The following is a 14,983-nucleotide window of genomic DNA, read 5'->3' as shown; positions in this document are numbered from 1 at the left end:
CAAACTTCAGCGTAGTTAGTACGGGAAGGAAACCAGTCGTGTGGAGGTGTGGTTTTCTCGCAAGGCTACCGTTCCCGTGGACATCGTGGTTACGTCGCTGACGGCACCAACTCTTCAGTCGAATAGATGAGTGTTGCAGTGAAGATGACCACCGTCGCCACTATAAACAACGCGCTGAGTGGGGAAGATGAATCGACGAAGACCCAGTATAGTGGAGCTGCAACGGACGGGCCGGCTGCGAGTACAGCGATCTTCGCGACGAGCGGCCCGCAGCAACCACACGTGCAAGCACCAATTACAGACCCTGTGCCGGCTGTTCCTTGCATCATCCCCGCCTTCTCCTCAAGCCGCCACTGCCAAGCAATTAGTAGGGCGTTCACTCCAATTAGGACACTCAGCAGCCCTACTATCGTGACGACACCAATTGAGAGTGCAACGGTCAAGGGAAACTGCGGGAGCACAATTTCGAGCGTATCCCACTGGACAAGCTGATAATTGACTGGTAGAACTGTGACAACGCGCTCACGTGGCAGCCCCTCTTCCCAGAAGAAGGAGAGATACCCGCTCGACGTGAGGAAAAACAGCCCAGAGAGAAGCGTGACGGTCGCCCCGAACCGTCGCGCAACACAATCCCGGAACGCTGTCCGGACGACGTCTCCTCGGTCCGTCCAGACAATATATCCGACGAGAATCGGCGTGCCTAGTACGATGAGATACCCCAGCGGGTGGGTGTAGCTTGCGGATCCGCGGATTATGTATGGGTACGAGATCCACAAGCCCATGAGAATACCGAGGAATGTGTATCGTGGGCGGGTCGGCCACCGATGTAATCCGATACCAAAACTCGCTACCACAACACTGACCCCGATACCGAGCCCGAACAATTCGTACCACGACCGGGGGAACGGCATCGAACTGGCTGCATAGGCCGGATCTGGTGTAACCCCGTCAAAAATGATGATGCCGAGGATAGCGACGAATAATCCCACTCCAATTCCATACAGTGCCGTTGTCGGTGAGACGTATTCCCGACGCTTCAATAATGCACAGCCAGCGACGAGGCCAACTCCGCCGAGAAATACGGCGATACTCGCCTGTTTGGAGATGACAAGAGGTCCGTCGCCGCCATGAGCTGACGCAACCGGAACCTGTGCGAGAACCACGACTACGACCAACACGAGAAGGAAGTCGAAGCGAGCACTCCCACGATTGCCTTTGCTTTGTGCGGGAATTGAGATGCGTTCGTTCAGGTTTTGTACGGCTGCGGCGGTTCGTCCGATTTGATGTCGGGGATATCCTTGGAGCATGAGTGTGTGAACGTGTTGTCAGTCTTGTACATACAGCGAATACAGAATCACCGCGAGACCAGCGGCCACGAAGGTGCTGTTAACGAGGACGCCGAGAGGGAGCGATACGGAATAGAACATATTGATAGCACCAGTGAACAATGCACCGAACGTCACAATCCCGAAGCCAACCCGCAGCAGTCCGAGTGAGGGGTCGCCCGTCCGATGATACGCTCTGTGCGCGATATACGTAATTCCCCCGCCAAGCCCCAGTATGAGGGCTTTCACAGCGACAATCGCAGCCATGATCTCATTCATAGTTCGTCACCCATCTTCGACCAGATATCTCGAAGCCGCTCATCAGTTCCTTGCTGTCTGTGGTCGATTGTCACTGAAAACGTGTCATCCTGGTCAATCGTGATGTTCACGTTCTCAAAATTCCGCTGATAGTACGCCGTTCGCCCACCGTCGGGGTTTATCTTGTCGTGTTCTCGCAGGAGTGCGGCATCACTGAGTTGGTCAAGCTTTCGGTACAGCGTCGAACGAGGAATGTCACACGCTTCAGTGAGTTCGGTAGCAGTCATTGGCTCGGCGGTTTTGCGGAGTATTGATTGGCAATCGGGGTCATCTAGCGCGTCAAGGACAAGTTCCGGGGGCGGCTGGTCGTCCGGCGTCGTTGCATCATCCGCCATGTTGCACGCCTCGGTTTTTCGCGGGATACTTCGTGTGATTCCTGCCTGTCATTCCAGGTGACAACGTTCAGCTGTTCGCCGAGTGTTGGCTGTTGGGCCTCTTCGTCGGAGTCTGGTTGATACGCCTTCTGGTGGTGCACCTTCAATTGAAATCTGAGTCACTGCCATCTGAACTGCTGGGGGCTATCATCGGCGAGTTCGTAGAATCCGCGTCGGCTCGAGTTGAGGATTCCTTGTTCGCAAAGCTGGATGCATACTCGTTCAACGTGTACTGGATGTCGATGTATTGTGGCCGCAATCTCGACCGTGTGAATCGGTGATTCGCCGGCGAGTGCCTCTAGAATGTCTCTTTCGATCTGGCTCGGGTACTGGTACATCACTTGTGCTCAGCGTATACGTCCAACAGTTCCTGATAGCGAGTTCGAATCGTGACCTTGCTCACGCTTGCCGCTGAACTCACGGTCTCCTGGGTGAGTTTCTCGTTCGTCAAATACGTCGCCGCATACAGCGCTGATGCCGCCATTCCGACCGGGCTTTTGCCACTATGGATGCCGTTCTGCTGGGCAACGTCGAGCAGGTCTCGCGCACGGCGAAGTGCCTCGTCAGTTACGTCAAGTGTTGATGCGAGCCGCGGTAGATGCTGGTCCGGAGATTCCGGTTCGATTTCAAGCTTGAGCTCCCGAGAGAGATACCGGTATGCCCGCTGAAAGCGTTTCTTTTCGACTCTGCTTACCGTCTCGACTACGAACGGAGATCTCGGTGTTTGATGTTGCCGCGCGCTCGCGTACAGTGCAGCCGTTGCCATCCCTTCGATAGAACGACCCGGAAGTAACCCTTCCTCGACGGCACACCGATAGAGGACCCCCGCTGTCTCACGGACTGCCTCAGGCAAGCCCAGTGCCGACGCCATCCGATCAATCTCGTCGAATGCCTGTTTGAGGTTCCGCTCTGCGGCATCTTTCGTGCGGAATCGTTCGTCCCACCGGCGGAGCCGTCGTAGTCGCTCCCGTTTTCTGCTTGACAGATGTTGGCCGCGCGCATCCTTGTCCTGCCAGCTGATAGTCGTGCTGAGTCCCTTATCGTGCATCAGTGGCGTCGTCGGTGCGCCGACTCGGCTCTTTTTCTGGCGTTGTTCGTCAGTAAACGACCGCCACTCTGGCCCATGGTCGATAGTTTCCTCTTCGATGACCAACCCACACTGTTGACATGCTACCTCACTCTGTGAATTATTGTACCGAATCTGTCCCCCACACTCCGGGCAATTTGTTCGATCTTTTGGACTGCGGTTTTCTTGTGGTTCCGTCATATATTTTTGAGGATTCGGCTCTACACTACCGCACGGATAGCCCGGTTGACAATTGGGTGGCTCTGATTTAGAAGCAAGCAGCCCCAGCTAATGAGTTTGAAGCGGATTCCCAAAATTCGGGACACCGGCTCAGACATTTCCACACCTCTTCCCAATCGGCATTTGAATATGAGAAAGAGGCTGGGAGATGCGATGGTCGTCACGATGTTGGTTCTACTCGTAGCAATTACGATTATACATATCGTGAACCCCGGATACACCGAAGGTGGGTTGGCCAGTATGTTCGTCGTGGCCAGCATCGTCGCAATACTGGGTTTGCTTGTCGCTCTGCTAGTGATGGTGACTCGGGATTTAGCTACGAAATCGACCGGTCGCCAAGCGTAACTACGACAGTTCTGCTTCATTCTTCGAGACTGCGGAAGCCACTGAATGCCTGAATTACCGGAAAAACAGAGTTCTTCCGACGGCGACCGACGGTGGAGGTCCTCCTGGTCACTACGCCGACCACGGGATTACTCGTAGCTGGCTGGATGCTCTTCGCGAGTCCAATTCGACTGCTCGGGTGGGCAGTTGTCGCGGTAGCAGGGCTTATTGGTGTACTAAGGTTCGGTCAGAACAACAGTTAGCGGTTTGACGTGGTCATTTGGCCGCGGGAGCAGATGGGAATTGTCGTCAGCACCATTGCGTATAATGGTGTGTTGTTCCCGAGTATCGCTATCGCGGAGGTCGCTTGGGGTGGGACCGGCAGTCCCGCAGTTGGCGCGTTGCTTGCATTGCTCATCCCGATTTGGTTCCTCAAGCACATCGCTTTCGTCCTTACGCTACCGACGCGTGCGACACGGTAATATCCGGCTTTCGGAGAGGGTGAATGTCCCCGCAGACCCTTTGCGCTTGGTATCTGTGGCTGAGCGATATTGGAAAACGAGCGATTGTTGCATCTGGAGTTCACTGATACGCCTAGACGAATGACAGACAGACAGGTGACCAACGGGCGCGGAGTCGTACTATGGATGTATCTCAGCGCCGTTGCTGTCGCAGGCATCTTCGGGTACGTGCTGGGAATTATTGTCTATGGAAACGGTGGGCCGTCGGGGCCGCTTACCGACGGTGGGCCGGCAGTGCAGTACGGTAAAATCGGCCCAATCGTTTTCGAACTGAATCCGCCAAATTTAGCGATTTTCGGCTTAGTGGCAGTAGGTGGACTTCTCGGACTCGGACTGCTCGCCATTTCGAATGCCAGCCGATACGACGACGCTACCGCCTGACAACGACAGAATCACGAGCCGATATCAGTAGTTACCAATCTAGGTTAACGACTTAATCCGTCCAGTCACAACGTGGCGTATGGAGTTTGGCTTCCCGCGCTCGGTAGTCCCGCTCGTCGCGATCGCTGCGGTCGCCCTTACGTCAGTGATGACTACCTCGACAGTCTTCATGATGGTTCTTCCTTCGATGATTGCCTTCTCGGTCATCGCGTTCTTCTTCGGGATGAAACACGGCGAATACCGTACTAGTTTGTAGTGTTCCGGCTCTTCTCTAAACGGATCAGGAATGAGCTCTATTCCTCGCCGCGTCGATAGGCGGTTTCCTGCGCACATCTTTGCAAGCCGCTTTAGCGATTCCCCTCGTACAACAGCAAAAACGGCTCGGTTTTCACCATTTCGGAAGGAAGAGATACATGGAGACCTAACCACCGGCTGTGAATGATAAATTCCTCATGATGGTGGTTCTCGGAGGGATCGTCTTCGCACTATTCCTCACCGGATTCGTCATCCGACTCGCCTGACGAAGAATGAGTGAAATGAATACTGAGCGGAAGTGCTACCGGAAAACGAGGTAGTCCTCGTCTTGTGAAACGACAGTACGCGCACTCAGTTGGGGTTGTACTTGCTGGGATCGGACTAATCGGGACGTTCCTCTCGTGGCCTGCACCAACAGACTTCACGGCACAAGCTACTCGTGTGTTCGGAGCGATCGCCGTTCTGGCTTTCACTGTCCGACGTCACGGACTTGCTCCGCCGTGGGTCGACACTGCCGCAACGGCGGCCACCGCTGGACTGACGATCGGAGCAGCGGCTGCGGTCATCGAGCTTCAAACAGCAACAGTACTCGGACCGATTGTCTCGCTGCTGGCTGGCTTCAGTGCGCTGGGAGTGGGTGGTGCTGTCATCACCGAATTGAACCAGTCGGCAGTCAAAATACGGGAGCGTCGAGCTCTCCTCGCACTCGCCGTCTCCGCGCTCGCACTCCTCATTGGGGGCCTCCTCAATAGTATAGCCGTCTCTCTTGTCCCCTCAACACCAATAGTCCGCGTTTCAGTGTCCACTGCTGTCGCCAGTATCGCCTATGCGATAGTTGGTGTCGTGTTCATTAAATCCACCAACAGTAGTATCGACGTGAGTACGGTAACCCGCCGCGACCTTATCGTGGCAGCAGCGGGAATTCTCGCGATTTTCACGCTCCACGTACTGATGGCTGCCGCGGTCGCTGTATTCTCACTGCCACAAACGTCGCACTCTCTCATCGAGGCAGCCAAAACAACTCCCGAGATCCTGCTTCCGCTAATCGTCCTTTCGTTCGTCGTTGTCGCCCCGGGTGAGGAACTACTCGCGCGAAATGCGCTCCAGAAGTACCTATACGGTGCGTATTCGCGTCGGAGTGCTGTGATCACCGCGTCGTTCGTGTTTGCTGCCAGCCACATCCTCGCGTACGGAGGGACGGGTGCCACACCGGGCGCTATCCTCGTCACGCTCGCCCGAGTTTTCGGAGTCGCACTCGTACTCGGAGCTACGTACGAGCAGACAGACGACCTCTTCGCGCCGGTCGTCGTTCACGGCACGTACAACGCTGTTCAGTTCGCTATCGCGTATCTCACGTTCACATGACCCCACCACAGCTACTGCTCACGAAGGCTTTGTTGACGCGACTTCGTACAACAGTTCGGCGGTCACTCAATCCCAGTCAGACCTGCGGCAGTGAGGAGGGAAAGCGACGTCCATACAGCCAGCGAAAACACGCTTGCAATTGGTGAGGCTGCACGAACCGGCATCGTCACTGCCGGTTCGACAGCGTACGTCATCACAAGGCCACGGTAGGCGCTTAATGGACTCGCGGCAAGCGCTTCGCTTAGCCCTCGTTCGACAATCCAGCCCTGTCCAACTCCGGCAATTATCACGAGGTCGAATCCGACCACAAGCACGAGTAATAGGCCGACCGCCGACACGAGCCCGCGACGCGCAGACCGAGCCACCGACGAGATCAATAGCGTGATGGCGAGGACGACGCCTGTGAAGAGAATTGTCAACGCGACAAACCGCGCGTAGTATACCGGTGAGTCTAGTCCGCCCGGTTGTGCGAGCACGTTCGGGGTGTCGCCCGAGAGTGGAACGACGAACCCTGCAGCGAATAGCGTCACGACGACAACCCCGAGCGCAACTCCGAGTCGGCCACAGTAGACGCCGAGTCCGTACCGGATGGGCGTTATCGGGAACGTATCGAGGATTTTCAGTTCGCCTCGTAACCGGTCACCGAGAATCGCCCGATACCCGAGTGCAACCACCAGTACCGGTACTAAAACCTCGATTGGCGTAAGGAGCGCCAGCACGAGCGGGACGTAGCCGGCCTGCCCGCCGAGCGCCGCAATCGCCACCACCAGTGCGAAGAACCCGATTGCGAGCAGCCAAACTGACCGAGACCGAGAGAGTGCTCGCACCTCCCGTTCGACGACGGCAGTAAACTGCTGGGTGGCGTCACTCACGATTACCGCCTCCCGCGGATGTGACCGTACGACCGCTTACTGCTGTCTCGAACGCGTCCTCTAGGGTCTCCGTCTCCGTGTCTGCAAGCACAGCGGCCGGGGACCCGGCCGAGACGATGTTGCCATCAGACATTACAAGGATGTAATCGGCGTCTGCTGCGCGCGAAAGGTCGTGGGTCGTCAACACGACGGCTTGGTCGCGCTCGGTCAACCCCGCGATCACGTCATACACGTGGCGAGTCATCTCCGGGTCGAGACCGCTCGTCGGTTCGTCGAGCATGACTAGGTCTGGGGCCCCCAGAAGGCTCACCGCAATTCCCAGGAGGCGGCGCATACCTCCGGAGAGTGCGTCCGTTCGGCGGTCGGCCGCGGCTTCGAGGCCGACCCGAGCGAGTGCGGCGTCGACATCGGTCTCGCTAGCGAGCAGTGCTGCGTAGAACGCAACCGTCTCTCGGACCGTGGCCGAGGGCTGGAACCGCGGGTCTTGGGGAAGATACCCGACAGGTCGCTCACCCTCAGCATGGAGCGCGAGTTCGCCAGCTGTCGGGCTCTCTACGCCCGTAACGAGTTCTGCGAGCGTGGTCTTTCCGGAGCCATTCGGCCCAATAATCGCCGTAACTGCATCATCTGGAATTGAGAAGGAGAGTTCCGAGAGAACCTCGACGTCACCGAATGATTTCGAGAGTTCCGACGCTTCGACGACGGCTGACGCGGCCGTCGCAGCATCGTTGTCACCGCGGTTAGGAGCCTCACGACTACCCATTACGTATTATGGTTTCCGTGCCACTCGAAAAAGTGTACTGCCCCAGCATTCTTTGTGGCTCCTCCCGTATCGCCATCTATGGAATTCTGGCACGTGGCTGCTGCTGGCCTCCTCGTGTTCGCGGCGGTCGTCGGGCCATTCGCCGTGAGCGGGGGTGGCCAGCAGGCGGCTGCGGTCCCGATGTCAGATACGAAATCAACGGGTGTTCCAGAAAGCGTCGTCGTTCAAGCCGCCGACTCGACGATTGCGTTGCCGACCGGGCAGGTATCGTTCTCTCAGTTCAAATTCACCGTTGGCTACTACGGCATCACGTCCATGGTCGCGGGATTGCAAGAGAGCACGGAACGTGAATTTGGGCGGCCGATGGCAGTGTACGTCTCGGATTTCTCTGGCACCGGCGTCTACGTTGGCGACGATGGATTACTCAGAACACCGCAAGACGCAGATCCAGAGTGGGTACCAGCTGATGCGGCGTACTTCGTCGTCAACAGTACGGCCAGTATCCCCACGCGGAAGCAAGCAATCGTGCCGTTCTCGAACCGGAACGATGCAACGGCATTCGCTCAACAGTACGGTGGTCGCATCAAACAATGGGACGCAGTCAAACAACTCGATGTCCGAAGTGCGGCCCGGACGACCGCTGAATGGGAGCGCACCAGTGATGCACGAAGCGAGCAGGCGAACGAGACGAGCGCACGTGCCCGCTCGCTACTCGAACGCCCAGTTTCGACGACGGTAGAACCGAACGAGTCACTGACCGCAGCAATCCAGCGCGCCCCCCCCAATACGACCATCCAGCTGTCAGCCGGGAATCACTCTGTCTCCGACGTCACGGTAGACAAGCCCCTGACGATCAGCGGCAGTGGCGTAAACCAGACGCGCATCATCGGTGACGAGAATCGCAGCGTCGTCTCCGTGAACGCCTCACGCGTCGCAATTACGGACGTTTCGCTGTCCGGTATCGGTACAGTGCGAACTCGCGGCCAAGCGAACATTACGAGTGTCCCCGTCCGCAACGGGTCGTTCCGGGAACGCTACTGGACGACGCACGGCTACGGCGACGCAGGTATCGTCTTCGAGGCGTCCACGCGGTCGCTGGTTGCCGACGTTCAAATCCAAACGCGCGCGAATGGAATTATCGCGCGGAATAGCCCGAATCTCACCGTCACGAACCTCACAGTTCGGGGAACGCGAGACTGGGAGGATGGATTCCTCGGGGTCTCGATTCTCGGCGCGCCCGCACTAGTTCAGAACTCGACGTTCTACGGCGGGAAAGTTGGTGTCTTCGCACACGACACGCAGTCGTTCACCGTCCGCGACTCCTCGATGGAGGGGATGATGATCGGCGTGTTCAGCGTGTTCGCTCAGGGTGCGTTCGCCGCTGACAACGATATCGAGGACACGTACGTTGGCGTCTACATCCACGACCGATCGAACCGAAACATTGTGACAGGGAATACCGTCACGAACAGCAAGAACGGCGTTCTTGTGTTCGGGCGGTCGAGCTACGTCGCGGAGAATGTTGTGACGCATAACCAGCACGGCGTCGTCGTGCAAGGCCAATATTCAGTGTATGAGGAAAACGTCGCGGCATTCAACCGGGTCGGCATTCGAGCGATGTCGTTGTTCCCGACGAACCGCGTCAACGACAACGACATCGCGTATAACCGGCGGTACGCCGCGACAGCACGGTTCAACGTGTTACACGTCTGGAAGGGGAACTACTGGCGGGGCGCACCCGGTATCGATACCGACGGTGACGGTTCCCTGTCGCGGTCTTTCAGGGTTACAGGCCCGGTCGGAATGGTCGCGGAGAGAGGGACTGGTGCACCGACATTGGCACGGTCACCTGCGCTTCAATTGCTACGTCAATTGCAGCAGACGATGCCCGGGATCCGCTTTGGTGGTGTCGTGGATGCCGCTCCACGAGCAAGTCCAGTGCGACCGGCGGTTTTGGAGCGACTCGATGACACTCAGTATCCCCCTGGACAGTTCGACGATGAAGACGACTGGGATTTCAGCTTCTAGCGGTTACGGTGACTCCGGTTTGGGCGGGCGGGCAGGTCGACCAACCCCCTTGCTGATACCCCTGCTTGATGAGTGGCTAACCAAAGATACACTCTCCTGGAGTCATACAAAACAAGGCTTGCGGCGATGGTCCCTGTGTCTTCTCGCAAACCGCAACGCCTACTCAATCCCGGAGAGAATTCTAGAATATGGACCGGCGGCGGTTTCTAAAAACCACGGGCGGGCTGGTCGGCGTAGCTGGCGTCTCCGGGTGTCTTCAGCGACTCGGATTCGAGACACAGTCCGCGTGGCGAGATCCACCGCTCGTCGAAGACCGGCCAGACGGTGTCTACTATCCGGCGATTGTTGAGGGGATGGGCGTATACGAAACGACGACCGCCGATGGTATCGGCGTCGCGTTGATGCACTCGTTCCCCCACCGATTCTGGACGGTGACCGGGACGAACAAAACAAAAGTCGTTGTCTCGTCGAATGACTCGCTGCATTTGATGGCGAGCGTCTGGGATGCCGAATCCGAAACGGTGCTCCCGACAGCGGTGTCAGTGGATATCCAGAATGAGGAGGGGAATGTCTCAACGACGAATCTGTGGTCGATGCTCTCCCCAAATATGGGGTTCCACTACGGGGACAACGTGGCACTGTCGGGGAGCGGCGAGTATGAGGCAACGGTTCGGACTGCGCCCGTTCAGGCAGCACGAACCCGCCCGTTCAAACGTCGGTTTACAGAGACGCGGACCGCACAGTTCCAATTTACCTTCGAGCCGTCTGAAACGTACGACCTTCCGATTCGCCGTCTCGATGAGAAGGCAGGCACGCGGGGGACGGTAGACCTGATGCAGATGGACGGCGTGCCAGCTCCAGTCGCCCCGCCCAAGGAACAACTCCCCGGAAGATTGCTCGACGAGCAGTCCGCTGACGGTGCCGTGTTCTGCGCGAGTCTCGTCTCCACAGCACGACGATTCCCGGGGACGGACGGACCGTATCTCGTTGTCTCTCCGCGTACGCCCTATAATCGCGTTCTACTCCCTGGAATGTCGCTCTCGATGGTCGTCAAGCGTAACGGGGACACTGTATTGGAAACGGGACTTGACGGTACAATCGACCCCGACCTCGGCTACTACTACGGAACGACCGCAAAGACCATCAGGCGGGATGATACCATTGTGGTTCGCGTTGAGACACCACCCCAGGTGTCGCGCCACGACGGTTACGAAACCGCATTCATGCAGATGTCCACTGTTGAATTCACTGTTTGATTCCGCCGAGCACTCACTCACTCGTCTACTTGCATCCCAGCATTCCTGTCCACTAAGAGTGAGGACAGGAGTAGCGCCGTCACCAGTACGAACGCAATCAGCGAGAGGTTCGGAATGGTCACTCTGAGTATTGGCGAGCGCCACTGGACCACGGCACAGGCTCCTTCAAAGCCACATGTTGTGGTTGTCGCCTGTAAGTAAGATTGATACGCAGCGATGATGATTCCGGCTGCTGACAACGGCAAAACAGTCCGCCAGACGTTGAGTCGTGATTCGAGCGTCGCCACCCCCAGAATAACTACTTGTGGGTACATCAGGATGCGTTGATACCAGCAGAGGTCACAGGGGACTAACCCCAACCCGAGACTGAACCAGAGGCTCCCCAACGTAGCGATCATGGCAACCAGTGTCGCCACACCGAGTACAACTCGGTCCCGGTCAAGAGGCATCCGTGAGGCCTTCAATCAGTGTTCGAGCCCGTGACTCGTCGCTTAACGGGTTGACCGTTTCGCCGTCGATGACGAGCGTGGGTGTTCCGGAGACTCCTGCTGATGCAGCCGCGTCAGTGGTGTTTTGAACTTCGGATTCGTACATTCCCTCGTCGAGTTGCTCTCGGACGCGATCGAGATCACCCACGCCCGCGGATTCAGCGAACGAGAGGAGCTTTTCAGCCGTCGCCCACGTTTCACCTTCAGGAGGCTGATTTGCGAAGACGTGCTCATGGTAGCGCCAGTACGTCTCGGGGTTCACGTTCCAAACTGCCAGCCCAGCACGCGCAGCTCGAGGAGAATCGGCCCCGAGGAACGGTTCGCCGTTGATGTACGCCAGCGCTCGAAACTGGATATTGACGTTCCCGTTCTCGACGTAGTCGGTGACGAAGTCGCCGAGAGTGCCGGTACTGAACTCGGCACAGTAGGGGCATTTCCAGTTTCCATAGTAGGTTATCGTCGGTCCGTCACTCGACCCCATCGTCGCGTACGTCAACGAATCTGGTGAGTTCGAGAGAGGCGCATTCGCAACGTCTTCGTTCACGTTCCCGTCAGTCGAGCTATTCGAACCACCACCAAGACAGCCACTCAGAGCAACGATGCTCCCCGTTGCGAGGACCTGTCGCCGCGACATTCGAGACGACAACGCCTCAGTAACGTTAGAAGAGCGCATGATAATTATCCGTTTGGTTCTTCACAGTAAGATTGCTTTGGTGCTGTCGCGTTCGTTTGGAGTGTGTTCTCTCAGGAGTCCCGTAAGGGTCGAAGCTTTGGGGTCTCTGTTGCACTGGCTCGACTCTTCTACGAGGCGAGAATCCGACCGTCTATGGTGGGGATTCGGTTACCCTAGATACGGTGGTGTCGCGCCAGCGAGGGAGAGAATCCAGAGACTGATCACCGTATATCCGATCATCACAACAATAAACGGGTACTGGCTACGAATCGCGACGAGACGGCTCGGGAACAGATCGTACGCGGCCGCATGTGCTTCCCAGATGGCGAGCAGGTGCCCGATCAATACGAACGCGACGCTGAGGCCGGTGAACCAACCAGGAGGAGCGAGGACTAATGGATTTGCAGGCGGGGTGAGTGGGGACACGGCTGCAATCGCAAGTGCGGGACTCAACGAGACGACCAGATTGGCGTAGTGGGCGAGGTGATAGCCAGCTGCGATAGCCAACAGTGGTGGAGCGAGTCGCAACGCGATCGAACGGCTGGTGACGTACGTGTTTGTCAGTCGTCGAGCGGCCTTTCCAGCATACCAATAGGCTGTGAGGAACAGGACGTATCCCGCGAGGAACAGAACTGTATAGACGAGTATAGCCATCGGTACAGTCGGAAGTACTGCGCCGAGTGGCGACTCCACAACGGCGCTAATCGTCTGCGCGCCAGCGGTCGTCGTGATGAATCCACTGTACGTGAGTTCCCAAACGAGGGCGATGATAAAGGCGACGTCGGACTCGTCAGTTACGATGGCTGAATCTGCGAGGTTGTTCCCGGGAAGCGACACCTCTAACGAGCCGTCTACGATTTGAATTGGTGCAACCGTCCCGTAGCACCGGAACAAAACAGCCAGCGGGTCGGCGTGCTTGAACCACGCATCAGAGCCGAAGACGATTGCCCCAGTAACCGTGCACAGTGAATAACCGAGGATCGCACTCGCCAGCACGCGCGGGACGGTACTGACCGGGAAGATTACCTCCACCCAAACAAGCGCAAGGACGCCCACGACTGCTGGCCAGCGAGCGAACGAGTCGGGATATTCGATGAAGCCTTCTGGGAGGAACGTCGTGAGAGCACGCCACGGGTTAATCGCAGGCCAGGGATTCCCGATCAGATACGCGACGACCGGCAGTCCACCACGAATCCCGACAAACGTTACGAGAACTGTGAGACTCGCAGCTGGGAGTTGGGGGCCACTGTACCCGACATAGACCATGAGACCGAGCGTAGCGAGGGCAAGTAGCTGGCCGAGTCTGGAGGCTCCACGCCGGATAGCTGGGACGCCAGGCAGCTGAACGGACCACGAGTGCAGCGCGTAGATGAATGCGCGGTCGGTGACGAAGCTAGCAAGGAGTGCCGAGGCACCGATTGTAGCTCCCCCTGTTGCCAGATACAGCCAGCGAGGGACAGCTAACGTTTCCCGGGGCTGTTTGGAGAGCGTCATTCCGTTAGCGGCGGTGACACTCTCGACGAGAACAATCAATATTGCTGCCCACGCAAGGGCCTGCACTCCGACGCGGAGAGCGGAACCGCTCACGCTGCTTGAACGGCCCTCCTTCGGGTCGGTTGTCTTTGCCGTGGACTCGTCAGTCTCGGGGCTCTCGGCGTTAAATGGCGAAGATAGCATAGAGAAATAGGAACCCGAAGTATACTGCGACGAGGCAGGCGAGCGCCCGCAGCCGAAACGAACTCAAGGCATCTTGTTCGTCTGCTCGTGCATCGTGGAAGGCTGTTCGTTCTGCCTCATCGATGTCAGGCCAATGTTCGAGGCCCCGATGAAGGGTGAGACGTTCCACAGTGGGGAAGGGGTCACCGCAGTACTGGCAAATCTCTGGCGAGTCGTTCGGTGGGACTGAAGTCTGGATAGTTGTCATAACCCTCAGCCAGTTATCTCGTACTATTGTTGGGCGGTTTGAAACGGTTCTGATTCTTCGATTGCAGTAAGAACTGCGTCTTCGCGCTTTATTAGAAATGCGGCACTGCCTAGTTGAGTACGGGGCTGATTCCCAACAAGTAGGAACCCGCCGATACGGTTTACCGAGTCAGATGAAAAAGGATGACACGGTAACAACGCACGGCTCACTTCAAGATACTATGCAGGTATCCTCAATCGTCACGCGAGTTCGATACGGCTTCCGGGAGTCCCCCGTCACATATACGCATCTATCAGGGGTCACACTCGTCGTAACCTATGCCGTGATGCTCCTCGGCGCATATACGAGCGCGATCGGCGCTGGATTATCGTGCCCAGACTGGCCAACGTGCTACGGAACGTGGGTCCCCTTTCTCCACTCTGGGATCGTTGCCAGTTCCTCGTATTCCACACTCCAAATCTTCGCGGAGTGGGCACACCGTGGACTGGCGATGACAGCCGGCTTCATCATCTTGGGGACGACGATCGGAGCGTGGCTTGCGTATCCCAACAATCGACTCGTCACATGGTCCGCGACGGGAGCACTGGTCCTCCTTCCGACACAGGTCCTCCTGGGTGGATTAACGGTGACGGAAAACCTCCAACCGTTCGTCGTCACTACGCATCTTGGCGTCGCAACGCTCATTCTACTCTGCCTGCTAACCACATTCCTCACCGGCTGGCTTTCCAGCCGAGAAAAAATGCAGTACGAGCAGGTACCATGAGTTCGTGTGTGTGAGACGATCCCGGTGACTAAACTTCACCGGCTCAC

The 14,983-nt window shown here is 57.3% G+C and carries 15 protein-coding genes; 6 read left to right on the top strand and 9 right to left on the bottom strand.

The features are described 5' to 3' along the window. Window positions 1-89 precede the first annotated feature (89 nt). The 4 genes from HHUB_RS15730 to HHUB_RS16395 form a co-directional block, all read right to left on the bottom strand. Window positions 90-1,163, bottom strand: coding sequence for a hypothetical protein (locus HHUB_RS15730; RefSeq protein WP_143416470.1), 1,074 nt, complete (start codon window positions 1,161-1,163; stop codon window positions 90-92). A gap of 162 nt (window positions 1,164-1,325) precedes the next feature. Beyond that, on the bottom strand, window positions 1,326-1,604 hold the full coding sequence (locus tag HHUB_RS15725; protein WP_059059164.1) for a DUF7521 family protein: 279 nt from the start codon (window positions 1,602-1,604) through the stop codon (window positions 1,326-1,328). Further along, entirely contained in the window at window positions 1,601-1,978 is a 378-nt protein-coding gene (locus tag HHUB_RS15720; RefSeq protein WP_059059162.1) for a winged helix-turn-helix domain-containing protein, read from the bottom strand. Before HHUB_RS15720 ends, HHUB_RS15725 begins: the two co-directional genes overlap by 4 nt. 376 nt (window positions 1,979-2,354) lie before the next feature. Next, window positions 2,355-3,284 (bottom strand): transcription initiation factor IIB, encoded by a 930-nt coding sequence (locus tag HHUB_RS16395; protein WP_082687322.1) that lies wholly within the window; start codon window positions 3,282-3,284, stop codon window positions 2,355-2,357. Window positions 3,285-4,249: 965 nt separating this feature from the next. Between HHUB_RS16395 and HHUB_RS16390 the strand changes: the two genes are divergently transcribed. The 3 genes from HHUB_RS16390 (at window position 4,250) to HHUB_RS15705 (ending at window position 6,169) form a co-directional block, all read left to right on the top strand. Continuing rightward, window positions 4,250-4,549: a DUF7520 family protein gene (locus HHUB_RS16390; RefSeq protein WP_082687321.1), complete on the top strand. Its 300-nt coding sequence runs from the start codon at window positions 4,250-4,252 to the stop codon at window positions 4,547-4,549. A gap of 79 nt (window positions 4,550-4,628) precedes the next feature. After that, window positions 4,629-4,805, top strand: a complete 177-nt coding sequence (locus HHUB_RS17180; protein WP_169793430.1) for a DUF7333 family protein — start codon at window positions 4,629-4,631, stop codon at window positions 4,803-4,805. Between the two features lie 440 nt (window positions 4,806-5,245). Then, entirely contained in the window at window positions 5,246-6,169 is a 924-nt protein-coding gene (locus tag HHUB_RS15705; protein ID WP_238324138.1) for a CPBP family intramembrane glutamic endopeptidase, read from the top strand. Window positions 6,170-6,231: 62 nt separating this feature from the next. Here the strand turns inward: HHUB_RS15705 and HHUB_RS15700 are convergent, their stop codons facing one another. Together HHUB_RS15700 and HHUB_RS15695 are read right to left on the bottom strand one after the other, a co-directional pair. Next, a complete protein-coding gene (locus HHUB_RS15700; protein WP_059059154.1) occupies window positions 6,232-7,041 on the bottom strand; it encodes an ABC transporter permease in 810 nt (269 codons plus the stop codon). Continuing rightward, the gene (locus HHUB_RS15695) at window positions 7,034-7,804 is read right to left on the bottom strand and encodes an ABC transporter ATP-binding protein (protein WP_059059152.1); all 771 of its coding nucleotides are present in this window, start codon (window positions 7,802-7,804) and stop codon (window positions 7,034-7,036) included. Before HHUB_RS15695 ends, HHUB_RS15700 begins: the two co-directional genes overlap by 8 nt. A gap of 78 nt (window positions 7,805-7,882) precedes the next feature. Here HHUB_RS15695 and HHUB_RS15690 point away from each other — a divergent pair, with 78 nt between their 5' ends. Together HHUB_RS15690 and HHUB_RS15685 are read left to right on the top strand one after the other, a co-directional pair. Further along, window positions 7,883-9,832: a NosD domain-containing protein gene (locus HHUB_RS15690; RefSeq protein ID WP_059059150.1), complete on the top strand. Its 1,950-nt coding sequence runs from the start codon at window positions 7,883-7,885 to the stop codon at window positions 9,830-9,832. Between the two features lie 188 nt (window positions 9,833-10,020). Continuing rightward, on the top strand, window positions 10,021-11,088 hold the full coding sequence (locus HHUB_RS15685; RefSeq protein ID WP_059059149.1) for an iron transporter: 1,068 nt from the start codon (window positions 10,021-10,023) through the stop codon (window positions 11,086-11,088). A gap of 17 nt (window positions 11,089-11,105) precedes the next feature. Here the strand turns inward: HHUB_RS15685 and HHUB_RS15680 are convergent, their stop codons facing one another. The 3 genes from HHUB_RS15680 to HHUB_RS15670 all read right to left on the bottom strand — a co-directional run bounded on the left by HHUB_RS15680 (window position 11,106) and on the right by HHUB_RS15670 (window position 13,926). After that, on the bottom strand, window positions 11,106-11,537 hold the full coding sequence (locus HHUB_RS15680; RefSeq protein ID WP_059059146.1) for a disulfide bond formation protein B: 432 nt from the start codon (window positions 11,535-11,537) through the stop codon (window positions 11,106-11,108). Continuing rightward, complete coding sequence (locus HHUB_RS15675) at window positions 11,527-12,057, bottom strand: DsbA family protein (RefSeq protein WP_059059143.1); 531 nt, start codon at window positions 12,055-12,057, stop codon at window positions 11,527-11,529. Before HHUB_RS15675 ends, HHUB_RS15680 begins: the two co-directional genes overlap by 11 nt. Before the next feature lie 360 nt (window positions 12,058-12,417). Then, window positions 12,418-13,926 carry a hypothetical protein gene (locus HHUB_RS15670; RefSeq protein ID WP_238324136.1) on the bottom strand — a complete coding sequence of 503 codons (1,509 nt, stop codon included), beginning with the start codon at window positions 13,924-13,926 and terminating at the stop codon, window positions 12,418-12,420. Window positions 13,927-14,345: 419 nt separating this feature from the next. Here HHUB_RS15670 and HHUB_RS15665 point away from each other — a divergent pair, with 419 nt between their 5' ends. After that, on the top strand, window positions 14,346-14,936 hold the full coding sequence (locus tag HHUB_RS15665) for a COX15/CtaA family protein (RefSeq protein WP_238324134.1): 591 nt from the start codon (window positions 14,346-14,348) through the stop codon (window positions 14,934-14,936). Window positions 14,937-14,983 lie beyond the last annotated feature (47 nt).

Source organism: Halobacterium hubeiense (assembly GCF_001488575.1).
Taxonomy (GTDB): domain Archaea; phylum Halobacteriota; class Halobacteria; order Halobacteriales; family Halobacteriaceae; genus Halobacterium; species Halobacterium hubeiense.
Note: the sequence above shows the minus strand (reverse complement) of the source record. Positions and strands in the feature narration are given on the sequence as shown.